This window comes from Pseudomonas sp. NY8896, from assembly GCF_039634505.1.
In genome coordinates this window covers 484,053-508,353 of sequence record NZ_CP132350.1, presented here as the reverse complement: position 1 = coordinate 508,353, position 24,301 = coordinate 484,053, and the positions used below count along the sequence as shown (strand labels likewise).

The window sequence follows — 24,301 nt, the reverse complement described above, 5'->3', positions numbered from 1 at the left end:
CCCATGCAAGCGGTTCAGCAAGAGATTGCCCAGGCGCTGAAGGTACAGCCGCCGTTCGCCGACGCTGCAGCGCTTGAGGCCGAAGTTGCCCGGCGCGTGACGTTCATCAAGGGCTGCCTGGCCAACGCCCGGCTCAAGACCCTGGTGCTGGGCATCAGCGGTGGCGTCGACTCGCTGACTGCCGCCCTGCTCGCCCAGCGCGCCATCAACGAGTTGCGCGCCGAGACCGGCGACAAGGCCTACACCTTCATAGCCGTGCGCCTGCCGTACCAGGTGCAGCATGACGAGCATGACGCCCAGGCCTGCCTGGACGTGATCAAGGCCGATGAAGTGCACACCGTGGACATTGCCCCGGCGGTACGGGCTTTGGCGGCTGAAGTGGTGGAGTTGAAGAACGGCTCGCCGACGTTGGTGGACTTCGTGGTCGGCAACGTCAAGGCGCGTACGCGCATGGTCGCCCAATACACCATCGCTGGCGCCCGCGCAGGCCTGGTGATCGGTACCGACCACGCTGCCGAGGCGGTGATGGGCTTCTTCACCAAGTTTGGTGATGGTGCCTGCGACCTGGCGCCGCTGAGCGGGCTGGTGAAGAACCAGGTGCGAGCGATTGCACGCAGCTTCGGCGCACCGGAGTCACTGGTGGAGAAAGTGCCGACGGCGGACCTGGAAGACCTGGAGCCGGGCAAGCCGGACGAAGCGTCGCATGGCGTGACCTACCAGCAGATCGATGCCTTCCTGCATGGGCAGCCGGTTGACCAGGCAGCGTTCGACATCATCGTCGCCACCTACCGCAAGACCCAGCACAAGCGCGAACTGCCGTTCGCCCCATGAAAGCTTCGCGGGCACGCCCGCTCCCACAGATACACCACGCAAGCTGAACCTTGTGGTGTACCTGTGGGAGCGGGCGTGCCCGCGAATAGGCCCGAAAGCCCTGCAGCACTATCGTTACTTGACGATGACCTTGCCTTTCATCATCGAGATGTGGCCCGGGAAGGTGCAGAAGAAGCTGTAGTCACCACCGGCTTCCAGCTTGGAAGTGTCGAACTTCACTTCGGTTTCTTTTTCTGGCGCACCGATCATCGCGGTGTGGGCGATGATGTTGGCGTTATCTTCCTTCAGGTAGCCCTTTTCAATGCCCTGGCTCATGCCTTCGGTAGCAATGCCCTGCATGTCGGCAGTCTTGCTGATCACCAGGTTGTGGCCCATGACGTTCTTCGGCAGGTTGCCGGAGTGGGTCAGTTTGACGGTGAATTCCTTGCAGCTCTTGTCGACGGTGAATTCCTTGGTGGTATAGGACATTTGGTCCGTCGATTCGACAGTTACCGAGCACTCGGCGGCGAAGACAGAGGCGCTGGCGAGGGTCAGCAGGGATACCGCTACAGCTTTCGCAAACATCATGAATCTCCTTGGCAGGGTTTTATCAATTGCGAGACTGCCTGAACCCGTTCAGCCCCTTGCTGATATGGGTCAAGGGGGTGTCAAGTGGCCAGCCAGTAGAATTGTTCAATGGATTGTATACAACCAATCTAAGGGCACATCATGCCCTTTTATTGGACGATGGGACAACCTCTCATTTAGGAGCAATACCAAATGCCCATCTCCAACTTCCTGAATAGCCTGCTCGCTGCCTACGCCCATGGAGCCACCGGCGCCATCTGCGAATTCTCCCGGCCGGAGTGAAAGCGGCCTTGGAAGCGACGGACATGCACCGTACCCTGTGCACCTGAGTGACAGGAGATGAGCAATGCCCGTACGTTCCGTTTGTGTGTTCTGCGGCGCCAGCATCGGCGCCAACCCCGCCTACCGTGAAGCGGCCGTCGCGCTTGGCCAGGCCATTGCGCGTCGTGGGCTGACGCTGGTGTATGGCGGCGGCGCCGTTGGCCTGATGGGTGTGGTGGCTGACGCTGCCATGGCAGCAGGTGGCGAAGTGGTGGGAATCATCCCGCAGAGCCTGCTGGACGCTGAAGTCGGCCACAAGGGCCTGACTCGCCTGGAAGTGGTTGATGGCATGCACGCGCGCAAGGCCCGCATGGCCGAGCTGAGCGATGCCTTCATTGCCTTGCCGGGCGGGCTCGGTACGCTGGAGGAGTTGTTCGAAGTGTGGACCTGGGGGCAGCTGGGCTATCACGCCAAGCCGCTGGGGCTGCTCGATGTGAATGGCTTCTACGACAAGCTGGGCGGCTTCCTCGACCATATCGTCGAAGAAGGCTTTGTGCGGCCGCAGCACCGGGCGATGTTGCTGCTGGCGCAGCAGCCAGATGAGCTGCTAAATGACATGGACAGCTTCGTAGCGCCGGTGGCGCCGAAGTGGGTCGACAAGAAGCCTGATTGACCTCGAGATGTTGGGACCGCTTTGCGGTCCCAACATGGATCGATCAGCGCGGGATAACAGGCTGACGTGGCTTCTTGTTGCCCTTGCCACCCTTGGCCGCTTCCTTGCGCTCCTTGGCCGCCTTCTCGTTTCGGGCAAACGCTTCGGCCTTGGCCTTCTCACGCTTGTCCCAAGGCTTGCTGCCATCGCTGGCACGCGGCGGCAGACCGGTGTGCTGGGTCAGGATCTTCTGGTCCTTGCCCACCTTGTAGCTACCCGCCGGCGTCGAGTTCTTGCGGCGCGCGCTCTGGTAGGTATCGCTCTGCGGCTGGTGCAGCGGGATCAGTTGGTGCTTACCCGGCCCGATCAGGTCGGCGCGGCCCATGCGCTCCAGCGCTTCACGCAGCATTGGCCAGCCTTTCGGGTCGTGGTAGCGCAAGAACGCCTTGTGCAGGCGGCGTTGCTCGTCGCTCTTGACGATCTCCACCCCTTCGCTCTTGTAGGTCACCTTGCGCAGCGGGTTCTTGCCCGAGTGGTACATGGCCGTGGCCGACGCCATCGGTGACGGGTAGAACGCCTGCACCTGGTCGGCGCGGAAGCCGTTGCCCTTCAGCCACAGGGCCAGGTTCATCATGTCTTCGTCGGTGGTGCCTGGGTGGGCGGCGATGAAGTACGGGATCAGGTACTGCTCCTTGCCCGCTTCCTTCGAGAACTTCTCGAACATGCGCTTGAAGCGGTCGTAGGTGCCGATACCCGGCTTCATCATCTTGTCCAACGGGCCACGCTCGGTGTGCTCCGGGGCAATCTTCAGGTAACCACCAACGTGGTGGGTCACCAGCTCCTTGACGTACTCCGGTGATTCCACCGCCAGGTCGTAGCGCAGGCCGGAGGCGATCAGGATCTTCTTCACACCCGGCAAGGCACGGGCCTTGCGGTACAGCTCGATCAGCGAGCTGTGGTCGGTGTTGAGGTTTTCGCAGATGCCCGGGAACACGCACGACGGCTTGCGGCAGTGCTTCTCGATGTCGTGGCTCTTGCAGGCGATGCGGTACATGTTGGCAGTCGGGCCGCCAAGGTCGGAGACCACGCCGGTGAAGCCCGGCACCTTGTCGCGCATCTCTTCGATCTCGTTCAGGATCGATTCGTGCGAGCGGTTCTGGATGATGCGGCCTTCGTGCTCGGTGATCGAGCAGAAGGTGCAGCCACCAAAGCAGCCACGCATGATGTTCACCGAGAAACGGATCATTTCGTAGGCCGGGATGCGCTCCTTGCCATAGGCCGGGTGCGGCACACGGGCGTAAGGCATGCCGAACACGTAGTCCATTTCTTCGGTGCTCATGGGGATGGGTGGCGGGTTGAACCACACATCCACTTCGCCATGCTTCTGCACCAGTGCGCGGGCGTTGCCTGGGTTGGTCTCCAGGTGCAGCACGCGGTTGGCGTGGGCGTAGAGTACCGGGTCGTTACGCACCTTTTCGAACGACGGCAGGCGGATCACCGACTTTTCCCGGGTCACGCTCGGGCTGTCGAGAATCTGCACCACCTTGGCTTCGTTCGGGTCTTCCTGGTCGCCCTTGGCCTGCTCGATGGCGCAGGCCTGGGTGTCCTGGGTGTTCACGTACGGGTTGATGATCTTGTCGACGCGGCCCGGGCGGTCGATACGGGTGGAGTCGATTTCGTACCAGCCTTGTGGTGTATCACGGCGCACGAAGGCGGTGCCACGCACGTCGGTGATGGTCTCGATCTTCTCGCCGTTGGACAGGCGCTGGGCCACTTCGACCACCGCGCGCTCGGCGTTGCCGAACAGCAGGATATCGGCGCTGGCGTCGATCAGGATCGAATGGCGAACCTTGTCCTGCCAGTAGTCGTAGTGGGCAATGCGGCGCAGCGAAGCCTCGATGCCGCCGAGCACGATCGGCACATGCTTGTAGGCTTCCTTGCAGCGCTGGCTGTACACCAGGCTGGCGCGGTCCGGACGGCTGCCGGCCAGGCCACCTGGGGTGTAGGCGTCGTCGGAACGGATCTTCTTGTCTGCGGTGTAACGGTTGATCATCGAGTCCATGTTGCCGGCGGCCACGCCGAAGAACAGGTTCGGCTCGCCGAGCTTCATGAAGTCGTCTTTCGACTGCCAGTTCGGCTGGGCGATGATGCCCACGCGGAAGCCCTGGGCCTCCAGCAGACGGCCGATGATGGCCATGCCGAACGATGGGTGGTCGACGTAGGCATCACCGGTCACGATGATGATGTCGCAGGAATCCCAGCCGAGCAGATCCATCTCCTCCCTGCTCATCGGCAGGAAAGGTGCTGGCCCGAAGCATTCGGCCCAGTACTTGGGATAGTCGTAGAGTGGTTTGGCTGCTTGCATGTCAGTGACCGGTTCTGGTGTGCAGGGAAATCGCGGGCGCGGAATATAGCACAAATTTTGACCAAATCCGACTGGATTCGTGGGGATTGGTGAGCTGGGACGACAGTTGGGGGCGCGGGGTGTCGGCGATCACCGGCGCAGGCGGTGCCATCCTCCGCGCTGGATTCTTCGCGACTGAAGCCGCTCCCAGAGGTGTCCCTGCTAACCCAGTGAATTACGCGCTGCTACACGAAAACAGGCTTTATTCATCATCGAAGTTATACATACCCGGCGCCAAGTTATTGAAGCGGGTGTACTAACAGATAACCGGCTCTGATGTAATAGGAACTAGCAGGTGCGGGATATAGCACAAATTTTGACCTAATCCGACTGCAATGGCCGGCTGATCTCCCTCGAATGATCTGGCAATGTTGCCAGTTTCATCAACTTCCTGGCCCACCTAGCATTTAGGAAACACCCAACCCAGGAAGCAAGTGATGAAAATATTCTACGCGTCTCATCGCCCAACCCTATTGCTGGATGGCCGTGGATTCACCCGTATCTTCAATGCAGGGCCAGGCACCCTTACCACGCACCAGGAAAATCACAGCCGCTTGATCGGCAGTGAAATGTCCAATTCACCCTCTTGCACACTTGACCAAAACGGCCGCACCCAGCTGACCTTCAGTGCATACGGCGCTAGGGTCGACCACGGACAAATACCTGCCTTCAAAGGCGAGCTTGAGGATCTGGTCACCGGCCATTACCTGCTGGGAAATGGCTACCGCGCTTACAACCCTCATCTCATGCGTTTCAACAGTCCAGACAGCGACAGCCCATTCGCAAAAGGAGGGTTGAATACCTACTCATTTGCTCTTTGCGACCCGATCAACCGCCGTGATCCGACGGGGCACGCTTTCGAGTTCATTCGTAAGCTATTCGTCAACAAGACCTATCGCGGACCTATCGTGGCGGAGTTCGACGGAATTGTTGTTTTTACTGGGCAAGAACGACCGGACGGAAAATTACCCACCCTGTATATCAGCGCCCATGGCGCTCCAGGCGTGATAGGTGCTGACGGCACCAATACTTACGATGCAACACGCACTTTCAAGGCACTGACAAGCCGCAATATCCAGCTGCACAACAGGCAAATTCATGTACTTGCATGTGACACAGCTTTCCCCCACCCGCTTACCGGCAGCTCATATATCAGCGACCTAAGCGCCCTTACAAAGTTTCAAGTTTCTGGCTACGCGACCACAGTTGCAGTCGTGGAGCGCCGTCAAGGCAACGAATACATTGTAGAGAAACAAAGGGTGCTGCCGCACCATGGAATGACATCGACAAAGACCCGAGCGGGTAAAGGTAGAAAGCAGCAAGACGCCACTGACGACATTCAGGCTGAGATATCCAAGCGGATCAGGACTGCCTGAACATTGAGTCGCTCTAACGAGGCGAGCCTCTACCGACTCTTCTCATTCGTCGTCGTCGAAGTTGTACATGCCCGGTGCGAGGTTCTCGAAGCGGGTGTACTTGCCGATAAACGCCAGGCGCACAAAGCCAATAGGGCCGTTACGCTGTTTACCGATGATGATTTCCGCCACACCCTTGTGCTCGGTCTCGGGGTGGTACACCTCGTCGCGGTACACGAACATGATCACGTCGGCGTCCTGCTCGATTGCACCGGATTCACGCAAGTCGGAGTTCACCGGGCGTTTGTTCGGGCGCTGTTCCAGGGAGCGGTTCAGCTGCGACAGGGCGATGACCGGGCAGTTGAATTCCTTGGCCAGGGCCTTGAGCGAGCGGGAAATTTCGGAAATCTCGTTGGTGCGGTTATCACCGGAAGAGCCCGGGATCTGCATCAGCTGCAGGTAGTCGACCATGATCATGCCGATTTCACCGTGCTCACGCGCCAAGCGCCGCGTACGCGCACGCATTTCAGACGGGCTGATGCCGGCGGTATCGTCGATGAACAGCTTGCGGTCGTTGAGCAGGTTGACTGCCGAGGTCAGGCGTGGCCAGTCGTCGTCGTCCAGCTGGCCGGAACGAACCTTGGTCTGATCGATACGGCCAAGGGAGGAAAGCATACGCATGATCAGCGATTCACCTGGCATTTCGAGGGAGAACACCAGCACCGCCTTTTCGCTGCGTAGGACGGCGTTCTCAACCAGGTTCATGGCAAAGGTGGTTTTACCCATCGACGGACGGCCGGCGACGATGATCAAGTCGGCAGCCTGCAGGCCGCTGGTTTTTTCGTCCAGGTCGGTGTACCCGGTAGAGATACCGGTGATATCACTGTCGGAGTTGAACAGCGTATCGATACGGTCGATGGCCATGGTCAACAGCTCGTTGACGCCTACCGGGCCACCGGTTTTTGGCCGAGCCTCGGCAATCTGGAAGATTTGCCGCTCGGCATCGTCGAGAATCTCTGCAGCGTTGCGCCCCTGGGGGTTGAACGCGTTGTCGGCGATGTCGGTACTGATACTGATCAACTGGCGCAGCGTAGCCCGTTCGCGAATGATCGCGGCGTAGGCCTTGATGTTGGCCACCGACGGGGTGTTCTTGGCCAGCTCGGCCAGGTACGCCAGGCCTCCTACCTGCGAGGACAGGCCTTCCTTGTCCAACTGCTCGTGCAGGGTCACCACGTCGAATGGCTGGTTGGCATCGACCAACTTGTGCACGGCGCGGAAGATCAGCCGGTGGTCATGCCGGTAGAAGTCACCATCCGACACCTGGTCCAGCACCCGCTCCCAGGCATCGTTGTCCAGCATCAGGCCACCGAGCACGGCCTGTTCGGCCTCGATGGAATGCGGCGGTACCTTCAGGGCTGCGGTTTGCAGGTCTAGCTGTTCGGAGGTGGTGATCTCGTTCATGGCCACGAAAGAATTCTAGAGGATGAAAAAGACAAAGGGCACGGCCTGTAAAAAACAGGACCGTGCCCGATGTTAACCGCCTGACTCGCAAGGAGCCAGCCAGTTAGCGCAGCTTAGGCAGCTACGACGACCACACGTACGGTGGCTTCAACGTCGCTGTGCAGGTGCACGGCTACGTCGTATTCGCCAACCTGACGGATGGTGCCGTTCGGCAGACGAACTTCAGCTTTGGCCACTTCTACGCCGGAGGCGGTCAGGGCGTCAGCGATGTCGTGGGTGCCGATCGAACCGAACAGCTTGCCTTCGTCGCCAGCGGTGGCAGTGATGGTCACTTCCAGCTCGGCCAGTTGGGCAGCACGGCTTTCAGCCGACGATTTCTTGTCAGCAGCTGCTTTTTCCAGCTCGGCGCGACGTTCTTCGAACGCAGCCAGGTTGGCGGCGTTGGCAACGGTGGCCTTGCCGAATGGCAGCAGGAAGTTACGGCCGTAACCAGCCTTAACTTTTACTTTGTCGCCCAGGTTGCCCAGGTTAGCGACTTTTTCCAGCAGGATCAGTTCCATTTGGTAAAACCTCTTAACTTTTAACCTTCACCGTTCGCGGAGTCATTCCCCTTGGGGGACTTGCGACCGCGAAAATCAATCAGGCTGTCGACAATGGCCAAAACCATCAGCAAGGGGTAAATCAGCTGCATGATCAGCGGCAGCGTCACGTACATGCCCACCAGCCAGAAACCAGCCAGTCGGCCCTGTGCCACCAGCCCATGCATCAAAGCGATGCCGGCCAGCACCAGAACCAGGCTTGAGGCCGATGCCAGGATGATGAACTGCGGCCCGATGAACGGGGCCACCACCATCACTGCCACCAAGACCGCCATGGTCTGTTTCGGCAACTTCAGCGCGCGAAACTCGCGACCGAAGCCTCCAGGGTTGTACAACGCTGCCTGCCAGTAGCGCGCCAGCACCAAGGCCAGCACACTGAACAACTGCACCGTCACTGCTGTGGAAGCGACCAGCACAGGGCGGATCAGCTCACCGGAGAGCACCGGCTGCCCCTCGATTTTCGGCATGGCTTCGGCAAACGCCTTGGCCAGCACATCGAAGGTTTGCGCCAGCGCCAGATCGAGCACGAGGCTGAAAGCCACGGCGAACACGGCACTGACCAGCAACACACGGCTCCAGGGATGCTCGGCACGCAACAGGGCGGCCAAGGCCACAGCACCCGCAATCACCAAAAAGGTGATGGGATCGCCCATGACCCATACGGCCAGCCCGGCCAGCAGGCCGCCGGCGATGACCGTTGTAGCATCCTTGAACCCACGCCGCAGCAGCACAAGGCTGCAGGCAGCGGCACTCAACCAGAACAGCAGCGGCAGTACCGCGCTGATGACCACCACCAGGGTGGCCTGCACACGACCGCGCATGATGAAACTTGCTAACGCTCGCATGCTAATCCCTTACTGCTTGTCGACGACCCGGTCTCAGCGGCCGTGGCTGTCGGTGTAGGGCAGCAGGGCCAGGAAGCGGGCGCGCTTGATAGCGGTAGCCAGCTGACGCTGATAACGAGCTTTGGTACCGGTGATACGGCTTGGAACGATCTTGCCGGTTTCGGATACGTAAGCTTTCAGGGTGTTGAGATCTTTGAAGTCGATCTCTTTCACGTCTTCAGCAGTGAAGCGGCAGAATTTACGACGACGGAAGAAACGTGCCATTTAATAGGCTCCTCTAAAGGTCCGTGGATTACTCGTCAGCGTTATCGCTGGAGTCGCTGTCATTGCTGTCGTCGCCTTCGGCGGAGTCAGCATGCTCAGGACGCTCACGACGCTCACGGCGCTCGCTGCGGTTTTCTTCAGCCTTCAGCATCTCGGACTGGCCGGTAACGGCTTCGTCGCGACGGATGACCAGGTTACGGATAACGGCATCGTTGTAGCGGAAGTTGTCTTCCAGCTCGGCCAGGGCCTTGCCGGTGCACTCAACGTTCAGCATCACGTAGTGAGCCTTGTGAACATTGTTGATTGCGTAGGCCAGTTGACGACGGCCCCAGTCTTCCAGGCGGTGGATCTTGCCACCGTCTTCTTCGATCAGCTTGGTGTAACGCTCAACCATGCCGCCGACTTGCTCGCTCTGGTCCGGGTGAACCAGGAAGATGATTTCGTAATGACGCATGAATGCTCCTTACGGGTTAGTAGTCTGCCAGCGAATCTGGTCAGACAAGGAGTGAATGACACTGTATGTCTTGCACGGAGGGGAGGCACATAAGCGCCTGCCAGCTCGGCAAGGGGCGCAATTGTAGAGAAGGCGGGGCGCACAAGCAAGGCAATTGGTGAATATTTGAACAGCCTGAAACATATTCAGAATGTGCCCGCCCCCACAAGCAATCCGCATTGCCAAAGGCAACAGTGAACCTGTGGGAGCGGGCGCGCTCGCGAAGACGGTGGAACTGGCTGAAGATCAGCGCTTGGCTTGACGCTGACGCACCGCTTCGAACAGGCAAACCCCGGTCGCAACCGACACGTTCAGGCTGCTGACGCTGCCAGCCATCGGCAATTTCACCAGAAAATCGCAATGCTCGCGGGTGAGACGGCGCATGCCCTTGCCTTCTGCGCCCATGATCACCACCAGGGGGCCGGTCAGGTCCTGCTGGTAGATCTCCTGCTCGGCCTCGCCAGCGGTACCCACTACCCACAAGCCACGCTGCTGCAGCTTTTCCAGGGTACGCGCCAGGTTGGTCACGGCCACCAGCGGGATCACTTCCGCCGCACCGCATGCCACCTTGCGCACAACCGGCGTCAGCGTTGCAGATTTGTCCTTGGGCACGATCACTGCCGTGGCACCCGCCGCATCGGCCGTGCGCAGGCAAGCGCCAAGGTTGTGCGGATCGGTGACACCGTCCAGCACCAGGATCAGCGGCGGCGTTTCAGTGCGCTCGAGCAACTCCTCGAGCATCAACTCGCCCCATACCTGGCTCGGGCTCACCTCGGCGACCACGCCCTGATGCACGCCCTCTACCCAGGCATCCAACTCACGGCGCTCGGCCTGGCCGACCGGCACGCGGTTCTCCGCGGCCAGCGCCAGCAAGGTTTCGAGGCGTGGCTCGCTGCGCCCTTCCGACAGCCAGATCTGCTTGACCCGCTTTGGATGGTGCTGCAGCAATGCCTGCACGGCGTGCACGCCGTAGATCTTTTCCAGCTGACTCATGACTTGCTCTTGCTCTTGCGTGGCGCGCCGGACTTCGGCGGGCCTTTACGGTGCTTGGTCGGTTTGCCGGACGGCTTGCCACCTTTTTCCGACTTGCTGCCAGCACTGCTGCGCGCGTCGGTCATCAGGGCTTTTTTCATCTCGCGGCTTTTACGCACTTCAGCATTGCGCTGCACGGCATCCTTGGGGAAATACGCTTCGGACGCTTCGCTTTTGCGGCTGCGCGGCTTGGGCGTGGCTTTCGCTTCGGCAACCGGCGGCTGCTCGGCCTTTTCGGTAGCCTGTGCGGCGCCGCGCTGCTTGCGGCCGATCGGTGCGGCGAGGGTCTTGTCCGACACTTCGAAGTCGATCTTGCGCTCGTCCAGATCGACGCGCATGACCTTGACTTCGATGGTGTCGCCCAGGCGGAAGCTGCGCCCTGTGCGCTCGCCGGACAGGCGGTGATGCACCGGGTCGAAGTGGTAATAGTCGCCCGGCAGCGCACTGACGTGCACCAGGCCTTCCACATAGATATCGGTCAGCTCGACGAACAGGCCAAAACCGGTCACCGCAGTGATCACACCCGGGAACGTCTCGCCCACACGGTCCTTCATGAACTCGCACTTGAGCCAGTTGACCACGTCACGGGTGGCCTCGTCGGCCCGGCGCTCGGTCATCGAGCACTGTTCGCCGAGTTGCTCCAGGGTGTTTTCGTCGTACGGGTAGATACGCGCCTTGGGGATGCTCATGGCACCGGCACGCTTGACGTGCGGGGTATCTACCTTGGAACGGATGATGCTGCGGATGGCGCGGTGCACCAGCAGGTCCGGGTAACGGCGGATCGGCGAGGTAAAGTGGGTGTACGCCTCGTAGTTCAAGCCAAAGTGGCCGTTGTTCTCGGTGCTGTACACCGCCTGGCTCAGCGAGCGCAGCATGACGGTCTGAATCAGGTGGAAGTCCGGGCGCCCGGCGATGCTCGCCAGCAGAGCCTGGTAGTCCTTCGGCGACGGGTCCTTGCCCTTGTGCAGGCTCAGGCCCAGCTCACCCAGGAAGGCGCGCAGCTTTTCCAGGCGCTCCGGCGGCGGGCCGTCGTGCACGCGGTACAGGGCTGGCACGCCATGCTTCTGCAGGAACTCGGCGGTGGCCACGTTGGCCGCCAGCATGCATTCCTCGATCAGCTTGTGGGCATCATTGCGTACGGTCGGGCGAATTTCCGCGATCTTGCGCTGGTCACCGAAGATGATGCGGGTTTCCTGGGTTTCGAAGTCGATGGCACCACGCGTGTGACGCGCATCCACCAGCACCTTGTACAGGTTGTACAGGTTCTTCAGGTCCGGCACGACTTCCTTGTACTCTTCGCGCAGCGCTTTACCCTCACGGGTACGGGCGTGCTCGAGCATGCTGCTGACCTTGTTGTAGGTCAGGCGGGCGTGAGAGTGGATCACGCCTTCGTAGAACTGATAGTCGACCATCTGGCCGGCTTTGTTCATGGTCATTTCACAAACCATGGCCAACCGGTCGACATGCGGGTTCAGCGAGCACAGGCCGTTGGACAGCTCTTCGGGGAGCATCGGCACCACACGCTCGGGGAAGTACACCGAGTTGCCGCGCTGCTGGGCTTCGACATCCAGGGCCGAGCCCAGGCGCACGTAGCTGGAAACGTCGGCAATGGCCACGTACAGACGCCAGCCACCGGAGAACAGGCGCAGCTTGCCCAGGGGCTCGCAATAAACGGCATCGTCGAAGTCGCGGGCGTCTTCACCATCAATGGTGACGAACGGCAGATGGCGCAGGTCGACGCGCTTCTCTTTATCCTTCTCCTCGACTTCGGAGCGGAACTTGCGTGCTTCCTTGACCACATCAGCAGGCCAGACGTGCGGGATGTCGTAGCTGCGCAGGGCTACGTCGATTTCCATGCCTGGGGCCATGTAGTTGCCGATGACCTCGACCACATCGCCTTGCGGCTGGAAGCGCGGGGTTGGCCAGTGGGTGATCTTGATTTCGACGAACTGACCGATCTTGGCACCGCCGTTACGCCCGGCGGTCACCAGCACTTCCTGCTGGATCTTCGGGTTGTCCGGCGTCACGTAGCCAATGCCGCCTTCTTCGAAATAGCGACCGACCACGCTCTCATGGGCGCGGGAAATGACCTCGACGATCACCCCTTCACGGCGCCCACGGCGGTCTGTGCCGGAAACCCGCGCCAACGCGCGGTCGCCATCGAAGGCCAGACGCATCTGCGACGGGCCAAGGAACAGGTCATCACTGCCATCATCGGGGATGAGGAAACCAAAACCGTCGCGGTGGCCGGAGATACGGCCGCAGATCAGGTCCAGCTTGTCCACCGGGGCATAAGTGCCGCGCCGGGTATAGATAAGCTGGCCATCGCGCTCCATGGCACGCAGGCGGCGGCGCAGGGCTTCGATCTGGTCTTCCTCATACAGACCAAACTCTTTCGCCAGCTCCTCGCGGGCAGCGGGTTCGCCACGGTCGGCGAGGCGCTGCAGGATCAGCTCACGGCTGGGAATGGGGTTGTCGTATTTTTCCGCTTCGCGAGCGGCCTCGGGATCGAGGGATTGCCAATCGGCCATCAGAAGGGGTTCACCTTGGGGTATATAGATAGGAATTCTGGCATAGGCGTATTGAAACCGGAAATGTCTGCCTTGGACAGCCCCCGCTGCAGTGCATAGACAGCCGTAATAGGCCTGTGGAATCAACAAGTTGAATTTTTTGAATTTTTTTTTGATTGGGGGCTTTACAGCCTTGGGGAGCGTCCGTATAGTGCGCACCACAACGACGGACAACCCCGAAGTTGTAGTAGAGATGAACGGCGCTGTAAAGCATCTTGTAATCTCGAATGTGTGCCCAGGTGGCGGAATTGGTAGACGCGCTGGTTTCAGGTATCAGTGACCGCAAGGTCGTGGAAGTTCGAGTCTTCTCCTGGGCACCAAATATTTTCAAGTAACAGATGACCAAGGATCTGTTACTACTGTGTGAAAGCGAACGATAGTCGCCTTCTGCAGATGATGTAAAGCTTTGCCCAGGTGGCGGAATTGGTAGACGCGCTGGTTTCAGGTATCAGTGACCGCAAGGTCGTGGAAGTTCGAGTCTTCTCCTGGGCACCATACAAAAACCCACTAGCTTGCTAGTGGGTTTTTTCTTGCCTGCGTTTTGTGCATCCCTCCCCTTTCGGCCATTGGTGCAAACCCATTTCGACGGTTACACCATCGTCTGACCATGAATTTCTCGTCACCCGGCCACTTGAGAAACGATTTCGTTTACCATTGTTTCCAAATATGTAGCCGTAAGCGAGGAAGTACCCGCATGACGATCCGCCCGCAACCGCTGATGCGCACCTTGGCCGCCGCCGTGCTGAGCCTGGTCATCGGCGCTCCGGCCGCCATGGCAGACGCACCGGTCAGCCTGACCATGTACAACGGTCAGCACAAGGAAATCGGCGAAGCCATCGCCAAGGCCTACGAGGCCAAGACCGGTATTCATATCGACATCCGCAAGGGCAGCAGCAACCAGCTGGCCAGCCAGATCATCGAGGAAGGCGACCGTTCGCCGGCCGACATCATCTACACCGAAGAGTCCCCACCCCTGAACAACCTGGGCGAACTGGGCCTGCTGGCGAAGATCGACGACGCCACCGCGAACATGATGCCCAAGGAGTACGTTGGCGCCAACGGCACCTGGATGGGTATCACGGCCCGTACGCGCATCGTGGTGTACAACCCGAAGAAGGTCGACGAAAAAGACCTGCCAACCACGGTGATGGACTTCGCCAACCCTGAGTGGGAAGGCCGCGTCGGCTACGTGCCCACCAGTGGTGCGTTCCAGGAGCAGGCCGTGGCCATTCTGAAGATGCATGGCCGCGAAGCCACCGAAGAATGGCTGACCGGCCTGAAAGCTTTCGGCAAGACCTACACCAACAACATGGTCGCCCTCAAAGCCGTGGAAAAAGGCGAAGTGGCGGCGGTCCTGGTGAACAATTACTACTGGTACGCGCTTGAACGCGAGCGCGGCAAGCTGGACACCAAGCTCTACTACCTGGCCGACGGCGATGCCGGCAACCTGGTCACCATCTCTGGCGCGGCCGTGGTCAAGGCCAGCAAGCACCCGAAAGAAGCCCAGGCTCTGCTCAACTGGATGGCCAGCGAAGAGGGCCAACGCGTGATTACCCAGACTACCGCCGAGTACCCGCTGCACAAGGGCATGGTTTCGGACCGTGGCCTGAAGCCGTTCAACGAGCTGCGCCCGCCGAACATCTCGCCAGCCGACCTGGGTAATGCCGAAGAAGCCATCGAGCTCGAGCGCGAGGTCGGTCTGCTCTGATGACTGCCGCCCTGTCCGAACCGGCGCCGGTACGCTTCGTTCCGCGCCGCAAGCGCCCGTCCATCTGGGTGGTGCTGCCTGTGCTGTTCCTGGTGGCGATGAGCTTGCTGCCACTGGCTTACGTCGCCATCAAAGCCTGGGAAGCAGGCTGGCGCGAAGCCTTGCACCTGCTGTGGCGCCCCTTTGTCTGGGGGCTGATGCGCAACACCCTGATGCTGATGGTCGGGGTGACGCTGACCTGCATGGTGGTCGGCCTGGCGCTGGCCTGGTTGCTGGAGCGCAGCAACCTGGCCGGCCGTCGGCTGTGGGGCGTGGTGTTGTGCCTGCCGTTCGCCGTGCCATCGTTCGTCAGCAGCTTCACCTGGGTGTCGCTGAGCTCGGACTTCGAAGGCCTTGGTGGGGCGATCATGGTCATGGCCCTGTCCAAGTACCCGCTGGTGTTCCTGCCCGTTGCCGCGACCCTGCGCAACCTCGACACCTCGCTTGAGGAATCGGCGCGCACCCTGGGCTGCAGCCGCTGGGGCGTGTTCAGCAAGGTCACCCTGCCGCTGCTGTGGCCGTCGATGCTCGGTGGTGCGCTACTGATTGCCCTGCATATGCTGGTGGAGTTTGGCGCGCTGTCGATCCTAGGCCTGCAGACGTTCACCACGGCCATCTACCAGCAGTTCGAACTGGAGTTCAGCAATGCCAACGCGGCCATGCTGTCTGCTGTGCTGCTGGCGATGTGCCTGGTGATGCTTTGGTTGGAACTGCGCGTACGCGGCAAAGCCCGCCATGTGCGCATCGGCCAAGGCGTAGCGCGGCGCGCGCAACCCGTGCGGCTGCGGGGCTGGGCGGTGCTGGCGCAGCTGTTCTGCATTGGCCTGGCAGTGCTGGGCAGCGGTATTCCGCTGGCCATGCTCGGCTACTGGCTTAGCGTCGGTTCATCGGCAGCGTTCCCGGTGGCAGCCATTTCCAAGGCGCTGTTCACTTCGCTGTCGGTGTCACTTGGCGGTGCAGGTTTCTGTGTGTTGCTGGCCCTGCCGATCAGCTTCCTGGTGGTACGTTACAAAGGTCGCCTGGCGATCTGGGCCGAGCGCCTGCCGTACCTGTTGCACGCCCTCCCCGGCCTAGTGATTGCCCTGACCTTGGTGTTCTTCGCCCTGCACTACGTGCCGGCGCTGTACCAGACCACGGCATTGCTGCTGCTGGCTTATGCGCTGCTCTTCTTGCCATTGGCCCAGTCGCCAGTGCGCACCGCGCTGAACAAGGCCTCGCCGACGCTGGAGGAAGCCGCGCGCACGCTGGGTGCCAACAGCTTCGCGGCGTTCTGCCGGGTGACCTTGCCAATCATCTTCCCAGCCATGGCGGCAGCGTTTGCGCTGGTGTTCCTGGATGCCATGAAAGAGCTGACCGCTACCCTGCTACTGAGCCCGACCGGGATGACCACCCTGGCGACCGAGGTATGGGCACACACCGCCAACGTCGAATTCGCCGCAGCGGCGCCTTATGCGGCATTGCTGATCGTGGTGTCGGGGTTGCCGGTTTATCTGCTGACCACGCGGATGTACCTGAACAAGGCATGAGTCGCGTAGCCCTCATCGCCTGCAAGGCAGCGATGAGGGCACCCCAGCCATCACGCGATATTGCGCAGCATGCGCCGCACGATTGGCCCGTGAGCCATGCCGACAGGCAGCATGTAGTAGCGACCGAAACGATTGAAGCACTGCACCGAGGTGGTGACGCTAAGGCGCTGCCGACCTTGCTCTGCTTCATCCAGGTCCATGCTCACCATGACCGCCAAGTGCGTGTCACGTGAAGTCAGGACCAGTTGCTGGTCGCTGATCGCCTCGACGGTGAAGAAATCCAGAAGCCCACCCACTACCGGAGCCCGCTCGGGGTTAAGTGACGAGAAGCCGTGGATAGCAGCGACGTTGAACCGGCGCGAGATGAAGTCGCGCAGGCGGAAGGCTGCAGCCAACCAGCCCGGCACGTCCGAGGTCATGGCGTAATAGGCCTTGATGGCAGTCATTGGCGCAGTGACGTTTATGCCATCGCTATGAAGAAAATCCAGCTCCGCCGGAGCGGCGACCAGTTGGGCGGACATGAACAACTCCTTTTGTCACGTGTCGCCGCCATCATAGCAATGCCGCCCACGGAGTAACGGCCCTGTGTGCCGCTCCCACAACGCTCACCTTATGCCCTGAATTGTCCCAGGCTTGCCCGCAATTGCGCCGCCAAGTCATCCAGCACCTTGCTGCTGGCCGTGGTCTGCATCACCACCTCAGCCGAGCGCTCAGCCTGGGCATGGATGGTTTCCACCCGGCCACGCACCGCCTGCGCGCCATTCGCCTGCTGCTCAGCAGCGCGGGTAGCAAGGCCAATGGCCGCATGCACCTGCTCGACCGCCGCCTGCACCGACTGTTGCCGGCGTTCGTTGTCACGCAGCACCAGCAACCCTTCGCTGGCCTTGAGCCCGGCCTGGCTGATAGTCGCCACTGCTTCCTTGGCGCCCTTCTGCAACGCGGCAATATGCGCCTGGATATCCCCGGTGGAGCTTTGCGTCTTGCTCGCCAGCGCCCGCACTTCGTCGGCTACCACGGCAAAACCGCGCCCGGTTTCACCAGCTCGGGCCGCCTCGATGGCAGCATTCAAGGCCAACAGATTGGTCTGCTCGGCGATGCCATGGATCACTGTCAGCACCACTTCGATCTGCTCACTCTGCTTGGCCAGCCGCTCGATCACCTGGGAGCCGGTATTCACTTGCCCGGCCAGGTTCTCGATCAAGCCGGCGAGCTGGGTCGAGGTGCGACTGTTCTCGTCAGTGGCCTGGCGGATATCCACCACCTGCTGCAAGGCCGCCTGCATCGCATGGCTTTCGGCCTGAGCCTCATCGGCCATGCTCGACAGGTCACGCAGGCTAGCCGCCACTTCATCGCGCTGCAGCGCAGCAGCGGCATCGGCACCCGCATTGCGCTGGGCCATTGCACCAATTTCCACGCCGGTGCGCTGCGCCACTTCACCCGCCTCGCGCACGATCGGTTGCAGCTTGTCGACAAAGCGGTTCACCGCCGAGGCCATGTCGCCAATTTCATCGCGGCTGTCGAGCGGCACGCGCTTGGTCAGGTCACCTTCACCGGCCGCCAGATCGTCCAAGGCGCCAATTAACAAACGCAGCTTGCTCAACACTCGACGACCCAGCACTAAAGCCACCACCAACAGTACGCCCAGGCCAACCAGCACCAGGCCCAGACCGATGCGCCAGCGCAGCTCGGCGGCGGCTTCGCGCACGGTCTGCGCGGTATTGGCCTGCATTGCGGCCGCGCTGCCTTGGGCTTTCTCCAGGCGTTCGCGCAGGGTCTTGCCACTGTCGGCAGCAGCGCCGACCAGGCTGTCACCAACCAGCTGTTCACCACTGGCGATCAGTGCCGCAAAGCGTTGATCCAGGGCTTTGAGCTCCTGATCGATACCGGCCGTGGAAACCCCCATCACCACCTTGCCGATTTCTGCGCCATTGGGGTTGATCGAGGCTTCGACAAAGTACACCGCCGGGTCGCGCCGGGCGGCATCGATCACCTTGTCCAGCGCACGCTCGCCTTGGCCCTTTTCCATCAGCGCCTGATTGATCGGGTTTTGCCGGTTGAGGTAGCGGGTCAGGTGCTGGCCCTGGGCGTCGTCGTACACCACGAACAGCACGTTAGGGTTGCGCTGGGCGCGCCGGGCGAAGTCGGAGAGTACCGGCACATCGTTGTCCCAGATCGCCCTAGGCGCAACCGAAGCCAGTAGCTCGGCCATGTCGTTGGCGGAGTCCTTGAGGTTCTTTTCCAGGGTGTTGCGCAGTTGCTGCTGTTCGCTTTGCAGGCGTTCCGACAACCCTGCACTCAGGCGCTGACGGGTGCTGCTGGACAGGCCGTCGAGCCCCGTGCGCACATCTTGCCCAGCTTGCTCCAGGTCGCTGGCGAGCTGGCGGCTGTCATTGCCCAGGCGCTCGCCAAGGTCGGCCTCCAGAGCAGTGACTGTGCTTCGGGTAAGCGCAACGGCCACCAGCACCTGCACCAAAAGAGCGATACCAAGGGCAACAAACACAGGCCGCAAGAGGCGGCTTCGTAACAGTGAGAGGATGGCAGACACGGTGTAACCCTCGTGTTTTCTGGCGCCACTATTTTGATGGCATCTACAGAAACTTCTTACAGCAAGGGTTGTGCCGGAGGCAGCAGGGATAAACGCCAAGGTTCAGCAAGGCGGTTACCTGCCCCACAAATGAAAACGCCGCAGCCCCTTTCAGGGCCACGGCGTCAGATCAGCCTGGAGGGCAGATCAGGCGAACGGGTGACGCAGCACGATGGTCTCGTTGCGGTCCGGGCCGGTCGAAATGATGTCGATCGGTGCGCCGACCAGCTCTTCAATGCGCTTGATGTAGTCACGCGCAGCTTGCGGCAGCTCTTCCAGGGTTTTCACGCCCAGGGTCGACTCGCTCCAGCCTGGCATCTCTTCGTACACCGGCTCCAGGCCAATGTAGCTGTCGGCGTCGGAAGGCGCGTCGATGACAGCACCGTTCTCGTTCTTGTAGCCCACGCAGATGTTGATGGTTTCCAGGCCGTCCAGTACGTCCAGCTTGGTCAGGCAGATGCCCGAGATGCTGTTGACGTCGATGGCGCGACGCAGGATCACGGCATCGAACCAGCCGCAACGACGGGCACGGCCAGTGGTGGAACCGAACTCGTGGCCACGCTTGGCCAGGGTAGCGCCGGTCTCGTCGAACAGCTCGGTCGGGAACGGACCGGAACCTACGCGAGTGGTGTAGGCCTTGGTGATACCCAGGATGTAGTCCAGGTACATAGGACCAACGCCGGAACCGGTGGAGATACCGCCAGCAGTGGTGTTGGAGCTGGTGACGTACGGGTAGGTACCGTGGTCGATGTCCAGCAGCGAGCCCTGGGCGCCTTCGAACATGATGTCCTTGCCGGCGCGACGCAGGTTGTGCAGCTCGGCGGTGACATCGAGCATCATCGGCTTGAGCTGTTCGGCGTAGGCCATGCACTCATCCAGGGTTTGCTGGAAGTCGATGGCCGGCTCTTTGTAGTAGTTCACCAGCTGGAAGTTGTGGTAGTCCAGCAGTTCACCCAGCTTGGCAGCGAAACGCTCGCGGTGGAACAGGTCACCCACGCGCAGGCCGCGGCGCGCGACCTTGTCTTCGTAGGCTGGGCCGATGCCACGGCCGGTGGTGCCGATCTTGGCTTCGCCACGGGCTTTTTCACGGGCCTGGTCCAGGGCCACGTGGTACGACAGGATCAGCGGCGCAGCCGGGGAGATGCGCAGGCGCTCGCGCACCGGTACGCCCTTCTCTTCCAGCTTGGTGATTTCACGCATCAGTGCGTCCGGGGCAACGACCACGCCGTTGCCGATCAGGCACTGTACGCCTTCACGCAGGATGCCGGACGGAATCAGGTGCAGAACGGTCTTCTCACCGTTGATCACCAGGGTGTGGCCCGCGTTGTGGCCACCTTGGTAGCGCACTACGGCGGCAGCATGTTCGGTCAGCAGATCGACGATCTTGCCTTTGCCCTCATCACCCCACTGGGTGCCCAGGACGACGACATTCTTACCCATTACATTGGTCCTCATTCACGCAAACTTGGTTGCCGGCCTGTTGCCGACGCAGAAACTCACTGGGCCAGCAGCAGAACCTGCCAGCGCCCGTCTTGCTGAATCAATTGCCGATCACAATCCGCCTCGAGAGCAGCACTCAACGGCTGGCCAGGCAAAGCCTGGACCACACGCTGGCCCTCGTTGCGCAACTGGCAGACTTGCTGCCAGAGGGCCGCGTCGCCACTGTCCGGCATCCAGATGCCGCCCGTAGGCAATACGACCTCCGCTCGCCCCAGTGTGACCAGGGTCTTCAAATCCGTGGAGAAACCGGTGGCCGGGCGTGCCCGGCCAAAGTCGGCGCCGATGTCGTCGTAGCGCCCGCCCTGGGCGATCGATTGACCCTCGCCCGGCACGAACACGGCGAACACCACGCCAGTGTGATAGTTGTAACCGCGCAGTTCGCCGAGGTCGAAGTACAGCGGCAGGTCGGGGTAGCGCGACGCCAGGCGATCAGCGATCGCCAGCAGGTCGTCCAGCGCCGCCAGCACGCTGGCCGGGGCACGGCCCAGGCGCACGCGGGCGTCGGCCAGCACTTCACGGCCACCGCACAGCTCGACCAGTGCGCGCAGCATGTTGCCCAGATCCTTCGGCAGGTCAGCGGTCAGCGCCTGCACTTCATCGACGGCCTTGCGCTGCAGGGCGTCGAACAGCTGCTGCTCGACCGCGCCGGACAGGCCGGCAGCACGGGCCAGGCCGCGGTAGATACCGACGTGGCCCAGGTCCATGTGCACGTCCGGCACATCGGTCAGTTGCAGCGTGGCAAGCATCAGGCTGATGACTTCGACGTCGCTGGTCGGGCTGGCATCGCCATACAGTTCAGCGCCCAACTGTATCGGGCTGCGCGAGGTGGACAGTGCACGCGGCTGAGCGTGCAGCACGCTGCCGGCATAGCACAGGCGGCTCGGGCCTTCACGGCGCAGGGTATGGGCGTCGATACGCGCCACCTGCGGAGTGAAGTCGGCGCGGAAGCCCATCAGGCGGCCGGACTGCGGGTCCACTACCTTGAAGGTGCGCTGATCCAGGTCCTGGCCGGCGCCGGTGAGCAGCGACTCCAGGTACTCGATATGCGGGGTGACGACCAGTTCGTAGCCCCAACTCTGGAACAGGTCCAACACCTGGCGACGCGCGATCTCGATGCGCGCAGCCTCAGGTGGCAGTACTTCCTCGATGCCATCTGGCAGCAGCCAGCGGTCTACCGTTGCCATTACGCCATTTCCCCTCTGGTCCGGGCGGCTTGCCAGCAGGCGAGCCGTCAGTAAAGCCGGTATCGCGCACAGCAGCGGGCAGCACTGATCCCAGCGCAGCCACCGTACCCGACACCCTCGAATTGCCTTGCGACCTGACCAAACCGTCAACTGGCGCGGTGCCAATCAACCTTGCAGACGCAAAAAAGCCGGGAAATTTCCCGGCTGCCTCATCATACACCCCTTTTCATTCAGGATGCACCCCGCCTGGTGTTTTAGCTGCCAGGCGGGGCGCCGCTGCATGAAAATCAGGGCCTGAGCATCACGGCTTGCTCTTGTCCAGGTAACGGAAGAACTCGTTCTTCGGGTCCAGGACCAGCACGTCGCTCTTGCTCGAGAAGCTTTCGCGGTATGCCTGCAGGCTACGGTGGAACGCATAGAAATCAGCGTCCTGGCTGTAGGCCTTGGCATAGATGGCGGCCGCCTGGGCGTCACCATCACCGCGGGTTTCTTCTGCTTCGCGATAGGCCTCGGCCAGCAGCACACGGCGCTGACGGTCGGCATCGGCACGGATACCTTCAGCCAGCTCGTTACCTTTGGCACGGTGCTCGCGGGCTTCACGCTCACGCTCGGTGCTCATGCGATCGAACACGCTGCGGTTGACTTCCTTCGGCAGGTCGATGGCCTTGACGCGCACGTCGACCACCTCGATACCCAGCTCCTTGTTGGCCATGCGGTTCAGCGATGCAGTGATGTCAGCCATCAGTGCGTCACGTTCACCGGAAACCACCTCGTGCAAGGTACGTTTACCGAACTGGTCACGCAGGCCGCTTTCCAGACGACGCGACAGACGCTCGTCGGCGATCTGCTTCATACCGGACGTGGCAGTGTAGAAGCGCTCGGCATCCTTGACGCGCCACTTGGCGTAGGCGTCGACCATCACGGCTTTCTTCTCCAGGGTCAGGAACCGCTGGGTCGGGGCGTCGAGGGTCATGAGGCGGGCGTCGAACTTGCGCACCTGGTTCACGTACGGAATCTTCACGTGCAGGCCAGGCTGAACGTCCGCCTGGACCACCTTACCAAAACGCAGCAGTACCGCACGTTCGGTCTGGGACACGATGTAGAAGCTGTTCCAGGCCACGATGGCCAGGACCACGGCGGCGATCAGGGCGATCAGCGATCTATTGCTCATCAGCGGCTCTCCCTAGTACGCAGCGGCTGCTGTTGCTGTTGCATGTCCTGCGCCGCACGGGCGGCCGCATCGTTGACCGATGGCGACACAGTGCTGCTTGGCGTGGACGGGTTGCGGCTGCCTTCGACCATCTTGTCCAGTGGCAGGTAGAGCAGGTTGTTCTGCCCGTCCTTGGTCGCCACCATGACCTTGCTCGAATTGCTGTAGACCTCTTGCATGGTCTCCAGGTACAGACGCTGACGGGTCACGTCAGGTGCCTTGTGGTACTCGGCAACCAGCTTGGTGAATCGGTCGGCCTCACCCTTGGCGCGGGCGATGACTTCGTCGCGGTAACCGTTGGCGTCCTCGATGATGCGCTGGGCCTGACCACGGGCTTCCGGCACCACGCCATTGGCGTAGGATTCGGCCTGGTTGCGGGCACGCTGCTCGTCTTCGCGGGCACGGATCACGTCATCGAAGGCTTCCTGCACTTCACGCGGGGCTGCCGCGCTCTGTACGTTGACCTGGGTAACGGTGATACCGGTACGGTAGTTGTCGAGGAAGCGCTGCAGACGTTCGCGGATATCCACGGCCATCTGTTCACGGCCTTCGGTCAGCACCTGGTCCATCGAGGTGGAACCCACCACGTGGCGCAAGGCACTGTCGGTCGCGTGCTGCAGGCTCACCTCAGGCTGGTCGACGTTGAGCACGAAGTCCTGAAGGTTGCTGATCTTGTACTGGACGGTCAGCGGCACCTCGACGATGTTCTCGTCTTCGGTCAGCATCTGGCCCTGCTTGGTATAGGCACGCTCGCGCGTGACGTTTTCCATGTACTTGCGATCGATCGGCGGGAAGTAGATGTTCAGGCCGGGACCGACCGTCTCGTAGTACTTGCCGAAGCGCAGCACCACGGCCTGCTCCTGCTCGTCGACCACGTACACGGCGCTGTACAGCCAGATGGCCGCCAGTACCGCCAGGCCAATGCCCAGCAGGCCCAGGCCACCGCCCTTGCCGACATTGCGGTCACCGCCGCCACGTTTTTTGCTACCGCCGAACATGCCGTTGAGGCTGTCCTGCAGTTTGCGGAAGGCCTCGTCCAGATCCGGCGGACCTTTTTTGTCACCACCACCGCCACCGCCACCACGGCGGCCGCCCCAGGGATCCTGATTGTTCGAGTTGCCACCCGGCTCGTTCCAAGCCATAGCGCTCTCCATCTGATAAAGCAAAGACGCGCCCACGGCGCGCCGTCCAATGCTACAGAATGCCTGTCACTGCT

At 61.4% G+C, this 24,301-nt stretch carries 20 protein-coding genes and 2 tRNA genes; 7 read left to right on the top strand and 15 right to left on the bottom strand.

All coding sequences use genetic code 11. The annotated features are described in order from the left end of the window. Positions 1-3: 3 nt before the first annotated feature. Entirely contained in the window at positions 4-831 is an 828-nt protein-coding gene (gene nadE, locus Q9451_RS02215; protein ID WP_012274439.1) for an ammonia-dependent NAD(+) synthetase, read from the top strand. Positions 832-945: 114 nt separating this feature from the next. On the opposite strand, the gene azu is transcribed toward nadE, so the two are convergent. After that, positions 946-1,395, bottom strand: coding sequence for an azurin (azu, locus tag Q9451_RS02210; protein ID WP_008099951.1), 450 nt, complete (start codon positions 1,393-1,395; stop codon positions 946-948). Positions 1,396-1,744: 349 nt separating this feature from the next. Between azu and Q9451_RS02205 the strand changes: the two genes are divergently transcribed. Further along, positions 1,745-2,332 (top strand): TIGR00730 family Rossman fold protein, encoded by a 588-nt coding sequence (locus Q9451_RS02205; protein WP_012274441.1) that lies wholly within the window; start codon positions 1,745-1,747, stop codon positions 2,330-2,332. A 43-nt stretch (positions 2,333-2,375) separates the two neighbouring features. On the opposite strand, the gene Q9451_RS02200 is transcribed toward Q9451_RS02205, so the two are convergent. Further along, positions 2,376-4,676, bottom strand: coding sequence for a YgiQ family radical SAM protein (locus Q9451_RS02200; protein ID WP_345960888.1), 2,301 nt, complete (start codon positions 4,674-4,676; stop codon positions 2,376-2,378). Positions 4,677-5,152: 476 nt separating this feature from the next. Here Q9451_RS02200 and Q9451_RS02195 point away from each other — a divergent pair, with 476 nt between their 5' ends. Further along, the gene (locus Q9451_RS02195) at positions 5,153-6,091 is read left to right on the top strand and encodes an RHS repeat-associated core domain-containing protein (RefSeq protein ID WP_012274443.1); all 939 of its coding nucleotides are present in this window, start codon (positions 5,153-5,155) and stop codon (positions 6,089-6,091) included. Positions 6,092-6,133: 42 nt separating this feature from the next. On the opposite strand, the gene dnaB is transcribed toward Q9451_RS02195, so the two are convergent. The 7 genes from dnaB to rnr form a co-directional block, all read right to left on the bottom strand. Beyond that, positions 6,134-7,531: a replicative DNA helicase gene (gene dnaB / locus Q9451_RS02190; protein WP_012274444.1), complete on the bottom strand. Its 1,398-nt coding sequence runs from the start codon at positions 7,529-7,531 to the stop codon at positions 6,134-6,136. A 113-nt stretch (positions 7,532-7,644) separates the two neighbouring features. Then, on the bottom strand, positions 7,645-8,091 hold the full coding sequence (gene rplI / locus Q9451_RS02185) for a 50S ribosomal protein L9 (protein ID WP_012274445.1): 447 nt from the start codon (positions 8,089-8,091) through the stop codon (positions 7,645-7,647). A 20-nt stretch (positions 8,092-8,111) separates the two neighbouring features. Continuing rightward, positions 8,112-8,975: a hypothetical protein gene (locus tag Q9451_RS02180; protein WP_012274446.1), complete on the bottom strand. Its 864-nt coding sequence runs from the start codon at positions 8,973-8,975 to the stop codon at positions 8,112-8,114. Between the two features lie 33 nt (positions 8,976-9,008). Beyond that, a complete protein-coding gene (rpsR, locus tag Q9451_RS02175) occupies positions 9,009-9,239 on the bottom strand; it encodes a 30S ribosomal protein S18 (protein WP_003249563.1) in 231 nt (76 codons plus the stop codon). A 28-nt stretch (positions 9,240-9,267) separates the two neighbouring features. Beyond that, the gene (gene rpsF / locus Q9451_RS02170) at positions 9,268-9,693 is read right to left on the bottom strand and encodes a 30S ribosomal protein S6 (protein ID WP_003249557.1); all 426 of its coding nucleotides are present in this window, start codon (positions 9,691-9,693) and stop codon (positions 9,268-9,270) included. Positions 9,694-9,978: 285 nt separating this feature from the next. Continuing rightward, positions 9,979-10,725, bottom strand: a complete 747-nt coding sequence (rlmB, locus tag Q9451_RS02165; protein ID WP_012274447.1) for a 23S rRNA (guanosine(2251)-2'-O)-methyltransferase RlmB — start codon at positions 10,723-10,725, stop codon at positions 9,979-9,981. Further along, the gene (gene rnr / locus Q9451_RS02160) at positions 10,722-13,295 is read right to left on the bottom strand and encodes a ribonuclease R (RefSeq protein ID WP_012274448.1); all 2,574 of its coding nucleotides are present in this window, start codon (positions 13,293-13,295) and stop codon (positions 10,722-10,724) included. The genes rlmB and rnr overlap by 4 nt, the downstream gene beginning before the upstream one ends. A 272-nt stretch (positions 13,296-13,567) precedes the next feature. Between rnr and Q9451_RS02155 the strand changes: the two genes are divergently transcribed. The 4 genes from Q9451_RS02155 to Q9451_RS02140 all read left to right on the top strand — a co-directional run bounded on the left by Q9451_RS02155 (position 13,568) and on the right by Q9451_RS02140 (position 16,607). Further along, positions 13,568-13,654, top strand: a tRNA-Leu gene (locus tag Q9451_RS02155). 88 nt (positions 13,655-13,742) lie between these two features. After that, positions 13,743-13,829 (top strand) — tRNA-Leu (locus tag Q9451_RS02150). A gap of 199 nt (positions 13,830-14,028) precedes the next feature. Then, the gene (locus Q9451_RS02145; protein WP_012274449.1) at positions 14,029-15,042 is read left to right on the top strand and encodes an extracellular solute-binding protein; all 1,014 of its coding nucleotides are present in this window, start codon (positions 14,029-14,031) and stop codon (positions 15,040-15,042) included. Next, positions 15,042-16,607, top strand: a complete 1,566-nt coding sequence (locus tag Q9451_RS02140) for an iron ABC transporter permease (RefSeq protein WP_012274450.1) — start codon at positions 15,042-15,044, stop codon at positions 16,605-16,607. Before Q9451_RS02145 ends, Q9451_RS02140 begins: the two co-directional genes overlap by 1 nt. 50 nt (positions 16,608-16,657) lie before the next feature. On the opposite strand, the gene Q9451_RS02135 is transcribed toward Q9451_RS02140, so the two are convergent. The 6 genes from Q9451_RS02135 to hflK all read right to left on the bottom strand — a co-directional run bounded on the left by Q9451_RS02135 (position 16,658) and on the right by hflK (position 24,227). Then, positions 16,658-17,128 carry a DUF2867 domain-containing protein gene (locus Q9451_RS02135; RefSeq protein ID WP_012274451.1) on the bottom strand — a complete coding sequence of 157 codons (471 nt, stop codon included), beginning with the start codon at positions 17,126-17,128 and terminating at the stop codon, positions 16,658-16,660. Positions 17,129-17,217: 89 nt separating this feature from the next. Continuing rightward, a complete protein-coding gene (locus tag Q9451_RS02130) occupies positions 17,218-19,152 on the bottom strand; it encodes a methyl-accepting chemotaxis protein (RefSeq protein WP_012274452.1) in 1,935 nt (644 codons plus the stop codon). A 186-nt stretch (positions 19,153-19,338) separates the two neighbouring features. Beyond that, positions 19,339-20,631: an adenylosuccinate synthase gene (locus Q9451_RS02125; protein ID WP_003249542.1), complete on the bottom strand. Its 1,293-nt coding sequence runs from the start codon at positions 20,629-20,631 to the stop codon at positions 19,339-19,341. A 56-nt stretch (positions 20,632-20,687) separates the two neighbouring features. Then, positions 20,688-21,875, bottom strand: a complete 1,188-nt coding sequence (locus Q9451_RS02120) for an ATP phosphoribosyltransferase regulatory subunit (RefSeq protein WP_012274453.1) — start codon at positions 21,873-21,875, stop codon at positions 20,688-20,690. Positions 21,876-22,176: 301 nt separating this feature from the next. Then, the gene (gene hflC, locus Q9451_RS02115) at positions 22,177-23,046 is read right to left on the bottom strand and encodes a protease modulator HflC (RefSeq protein ID WP_012274454.1); all 870 of its coding nucleotides are present in this window, start codon (positions 23,044-23,046) and stop codon (positions 22,177-22,179) included. Next, positions 23,046-24,227, bottom strand: coding sequence for an FtsH protease activity modulator HflK (gene hflK, locus Q9451_RS02110; RefSeq protein ID WP_012274455.1), 1,182 nt, complete (start codon positions 24,225-24,227; stop codon positions 23,046-23,048). Before hflK ends, hflC begins: the two co-directional genes overlap by 1 nt. Between the last annotated feature and the right edge of the window lie 74 nt (positions 24,228-24,301).

Coding starts and splice junctions, on each gene's coding strand:
- nadE (WP_012274439.1), top strand. CDS start 4: ATGCAAGCGGTTCAGCAAGAGATTGCCCAGGCGCTGAAGGTACAGCCG.
- azu (WP_008099951.1), bottom strand. CDS start 1,395: ATGTTTGCGAAAGCTGTAGCGGTATCCCTGCTGACCCTCGCCAGCGCC.
- Q9451_RS02205 (WP_012274441.1), top strand. CDS start 1,745: ATGCCCGTACGTTCCGTTTGTGTGTTCTGCGGCGCCAGCATCGGCGCC.
- Q9451_RS02200 (WP_345960888.1), bottom strand. CDS start 4,676: ATGCAAGCAGCCAAACCACTCTACGACTATCCCAAGTACTGGGCCGAA.
- Q9451_RS02195 (WP_012274443.1), top strand. CDS start 5,153: ATGAAAATATTCTACGCGTCTCATCGCCCAACCCTATTGCTGGATGGC.
- dnaB (WP_012274444.1), bottom strand. CDS start 7,531: ATGAACGAGATCACCACCTCCGAACAGCTAGACCTGCAAACCGCAGCC.
- rplI (WP_012274445.1), bottom strand. CDS start 8,091: ATGGAACTGATCCTGCTGGAAAAAGTCGCTAACCTGGGCAACCTGGGC.
- Q9451_RS02180 (WP_012274446.1), bottom strand. CDS start 8,975: ATGCGAGCGTTAGCAAGTTTCATCATGCGCGGTCGTGTGCAGGCCACC.
- rpsR (WP_003249563.1), bottom strand. CDS start 9,239: ATGGCACGTTTCTTCCGTCGTCGTAAATTCTGCCGCTTCACTGCTGAA.
- rpsF (WP_003249557.1), bottom strand. CDS start 9,693: ATGCGTCATTACGAAATCATCTTCCTGGTTCACCCGGACCAGAGCGAG.
- rlmB (WP_012274447.1), bottom strand. CDS start 10,725: ATGAGTCAGCTGGAAAAGATCTACGGCGTGCACGCCGTGCAGGCATTG.
- rnr (WP_012274448.1), bottom strand. CDS start 13,295: ATGGCCGATTGGCAATCCCTCGATCCCGAGGCCGCTCGCGAAGCGGAA.
- Q9451_RS02145 (WP_012274449.1), top strand. CDS start 14,029: ATGACGATCCGCCCGCAACCGCTGATGCGCACCTTGGCCGCCGCCGTG.
- Q9451_RS02140 (WP_012274450.1), top strand. CDS start 15,042: ATGACTGCCGCCCTGTCCGAACCGGCGCCGGTACGCTTCGTTCCGCGC.
- Q9451_RS02135 (WP_012274451.1), bottom strand. CDS start 17,128: ATGTCCGCCCAACTGGTCGCCGCTCCGGCGGAGCTGGATTTTCTTCAT.
- Q9451_RS02125 (WP_003249542.1), bottom strand. CDS start 20,631: ATGGGTAAGAATGTCGTCGTCCTGGGCACCCAGTGGGGTGATGAGGGC.
- Q9451_RS02120 (WP_012274453.1), bottom strand. CDS start 21,875: ATGGCAACGGTAGACCGCTGGCTGCTGCCAGATGGCATCGAGGAAGTA.
- hflC (WP_012274454.1), bottom strand. CDS start 23,046: ATGAGCAATAGATCGCTGATCGCCCTGATCGCCGCCGTGGTCCTGGCC.
- hflK (WP_012274455.1), bottom strand. CDS start 24,227: ATGGCTTGGAACGAGCCGGGTGGCAACTCGAACAATCAGGATCCCTGG.